Source organism: Bradyrhizobium sp., from assembly GCF_019244115.1.
GTDB lineage: Bacteria > Pseudomonadota > Alphaproteobacteria > Rhizobiales > Xanthobacteraceae > Bradyrhizobium.
The window spans coordinates 1-2,879 of sequence record NZ_JAFATE010000566.1; the positions used below are offsets into that span (position 1 = coordinate 1).

Consider the following 2,879-nt stretch of genomic DNA (forward strand, 5'->3'; position numbering starts at 1 on the left):
AGCCAGTCGGTGCAGTCCCGCTTTCGCAGGATCTTCTTGCCATCGGCGGCTCGCCGATAATGCCGCCGGCCATAGGCGTAGGCGCCCGCATAACGCGGGTTGTTCAAGGTGCGGATCGCGGTCGATGCGGTGAGCGGCCGAAAAACCATTGTCGCGCTGTTGCGGAGCCGCGAGGGGAAGAGGAGGCTCTCGTTGCGAAACACCTTGACCGTCTGGCATGCCGACCCCACCCGCGAGAACGTCTCAAAGAAGTAGGCGATCGTCTCCCTGATCTGCGCATCGGGGTCGAGCACCACATCGCCGGTTTCATCGTAGATAAACCCGGTTGGCAGCGCGCAACGATACTCGCCGCGCCGCACCTTGTTCAGGATCCCGCCGCGCAACCGGGCTTTGATGACATGAAGTTCAGCCTCGCTCATCGTGCCTTTCAAACCCAAAAGAAGCCTGTCGTTGAAGCTGGCTGGATCGTACACGCCGTCCTCATCGAGGATCAGGGTATCGGCAAGGGCGCAGATCTCTAGCAAGCGATGCCAATCGGCATTGTTCCGCGCCAGGCGGGACACCTCGAGACCCATGACGATGCCGGCGTGCCCCATACCGACATCGGTCACCAGGCGTTGAAAGCCGCCGCGCCAGGACGCCGACGCACCGGACTCACCTTGATCGCTGTCGATGACGATAATCTGGTCGTCGCGCCAGCCGAGCGCGGTCGCGCGACCGCGAAGCGCGTATTGCCGCTTTGTGCTCTCGACGTTTTCGATGACCTGTCGCATCGATGACTGCCGGATGTACAGGTAAGCGCCGCGCTCGAGATGATGGGGTTGGACTTTAGAAGGTTCATTCATGGCGTTCTCCGGATATTGACCTTCATTGCCAGTGCCGCGAACACGTACACGATGCTGCTGCGCTCACTGGGCTCAACCGGATCCGAGCGCCGCGCCGGAAGCGGCTCCTGCCGGACACTTCCGCCGACAGGCAAGCTGCGCGCCCAGCCCCACATGCCTCGACGTAGAAAGAGCATCAGCCCGCTGCGGGCCTCCGGCGGCAGGGCCTCGTCGAGCATGGCCATACGCAGCGTCTCGTACCGGGCAATGAGGGTAGATGCAGATGCCGTCGTCGGAGGCTTTTCGGCCACGCCCGACGTTATCGCGACGTTTTTTTTCCACCGATGGCACGCTCGATGGTTCTTGGATGCACATCGAGGCCGAACTCTTGTTGGATCAGTCTCGCCAGTTCGCGTGCTCGGATTGGCTCGCCCGGAACGAGCCGCGTTCGAAGAAACGCCAGTATCTCGCTCTGGATCTTGTGGGGGCCACGCGGACCGCGCTTCTTGGATACCAGCCCAGCGATGCCGGCTTGCTCGAAATCCGCCTTGGCTTGGTAGTAAGTTGGCCGCGAAACGCCATACTCGTTGGAGGCATCGGTCACCGACGCCTTCTCGACGGAGACGCGGCGCAGCATCTCGTACTTGACCTGCACAGCATCGCGCGGATCGAAAAAGTCGCCTTCCTGAAACTTGGGATCACAAACCTGCTCGGGGGCCGGGTACAGCGTGCCCTCTTCGCGGAGAGCGGCGATCTTCGCGCGCTTGCGATTGTTCTGCGTGCTCATGGCTTGCGTTTAGCGTCTCCGCGGCATCAATTGCTTTACATGTGCGGCAAAATTATCATTACATCCCGCCGCGGTCTCGCAAGGCCTCTCCTGGCAAAGACGCGATACCAGATTGGCGAGTTCGAGCAGGTCCGCGACCCGAAAGAGGGCACGCCCTTGCCCTATAACGATCTCGGGATCCGGGGTGGCCGCGTCCGTCCATTGCGGCGGAACCGAGCAAACGATGGTGTCGTCGATCCGCAGCAACAGCCGCTTTCCCGAGCGGTTATACCGCTCACCGACGCAAAGAAGCTGCCGGCCGCCGAACGGGTGGAACGGATGCGTTATCCCCACAAGCTGGGTTGAAGCGGCAGGAAGATTTGCATTCCAAGGCGAGTTACAAGCGGCTTGAGCGGGGCCGCTTTCTCTGGCCGTCGCCGGCCGACGGTGTGGTAGCAATCTCGGCCGCGCAGTTGGCTTATATGCTCGACGGGATTGACTGGCGAAACCCGCGGCACACCTGGAGACCGGAGCTTGCGGGCTGAACCGCGGCACAATCAATTATAGCGCGACCTTTTGACTCATCCTGGGGTTGAGACGCGCGGCGCGGTAGACGGCATGCGATAATCCGGCTCGTGACAACGCCTGAGACGCTCCCTAACGACATCGCCACACTGCAAGCGGCGCTAATCGCCGAGCGCGAGAGGGCGGCGCGGATCGAAGCAGAACTGGCGATCGCCAAGGCCAAGGTCTCCGAAGATGAAGTCCTGATCGCTCACCAACGATTGCAGATCGCAAAGCTGACACGCCAGCTCTACGGCCCGCGCTCGGAACGCAGCGTGCGGCTGCTCGACCAGATGGAGTTGGCCTTCGAGGAGCTCGCGAGCGCGGCGAGCGAGGACGAGATTGCCGCCGAGCGCGCCGTTGCGAAGACGACGAATGTGGCAGCCTTTACCCGCAAGCGGCCAGCGCGTCAGCCGTTCCCCGAGCATCTGCCGCGCGAGCGGGTGGTCGAGCCGGCCCCCACGGCCTGCCTGTGCTGCGGCAGCGCACGGTTGCGCAAATTGGGCGAGGATATCACCGAGACGCTGGAGGTGATCCCGCGGCAGTGGAAGGTGATCCAGCATGTCCGAGAGAAGTTCACCTGCCGCGACTGCGAGAAAATCAACCAAGCGCCGGCACCGTTTCATGTGATCCCCCGCGGGTGGGCCGGGCCGAGCCTGTTGGCGATGATCCTGTTCGAGAAGTACGGGCAGCATCAGCCGCTCAATCGCCAGGCCGAGCGCTAC

General features: G+C 62.5%; 6 protein-coding genes. 2 read left to right on the forward strand and 4 right to left on the reverse strand.

The window, feature by feature from the left end:
• The 4 genes from JOZ76_RS25090 to JOZ76_RS38350 form a co-directional block, all read right to left on the reverse strand.
• A partial coding sequence (locus tag JOZ76_RS25090; RefSeq protein WP_291703199.1) for a recombinase family protein occupies nucleotides 1-845 on the reverse strand: 845 nt, incomplete at its 3' end.
• Nucleotides 842-1,069: a hypothetical protein gene (locus JOZ76_RS25095; RefSeq protein WP_291703201.1), complete on the reverse strand. Its 228-nt coding sequence runs from the start codon at nucleotides 1,067-1,069 to the stop codon at nucleotides 842-844. The genes JOZ76_RS25095 and JOZ76_RS25090, both read right to left, overlap by 4 nt.
• 74 nt (nucleotides 1,070-1,143) lie before the next feature.
• Nucleotides 1,144-1,611 (reverse strand): helix-turn-helix domain-containing protein, encoded by a 468-nt coding sequence (locus JOZ76_RS25100; protein ID WP_291703203.1) that lies wholly within the window; start codon nucleotides 1,609-1,611, stop codon nucleotides 1,144-1,146.
• Between the two features lie 9 nt (nucleotides 1,612-1,620).
• A complete protein-coding gene (locus tag JOZ76_RS38350) occupies nucleotides 1,621-1,944 on the reverse strand; it encodes a DUF5372 family protein (protein WP_366938627.1) in 324 nt (107 codons plus the stop codon).
• A gap of 26 nt (nucleotides 1,945-1,970) precedes the next feature.
• Between JOZ76_RS38350 and tnpB the strand changes: the two genes are divergently transcribed.
• Nucleotides 1,971-2,135, forward strand: a complete 165-nt coding sequence (gene tnpB, locus JOZ76_RS38355; protein ID WP_366938628.1) for an IS66 family insertion sequence element accessory protein TnpB — start codon at nucleotides 1,971-1,973, stop codon at nucleotides 2,133-2,135.
• 90 nt (nucleotides 2,136-2,225) lie between these two features.
• On the forward strand, nucleotides 2,226-2,879 hold a 654-nt coding region (locus tag JOZ76_RS25105; protein WP_441300088.1), incomplete at its 3' end, for an IS66 family transposase zinc-finger binding domain-containing protein.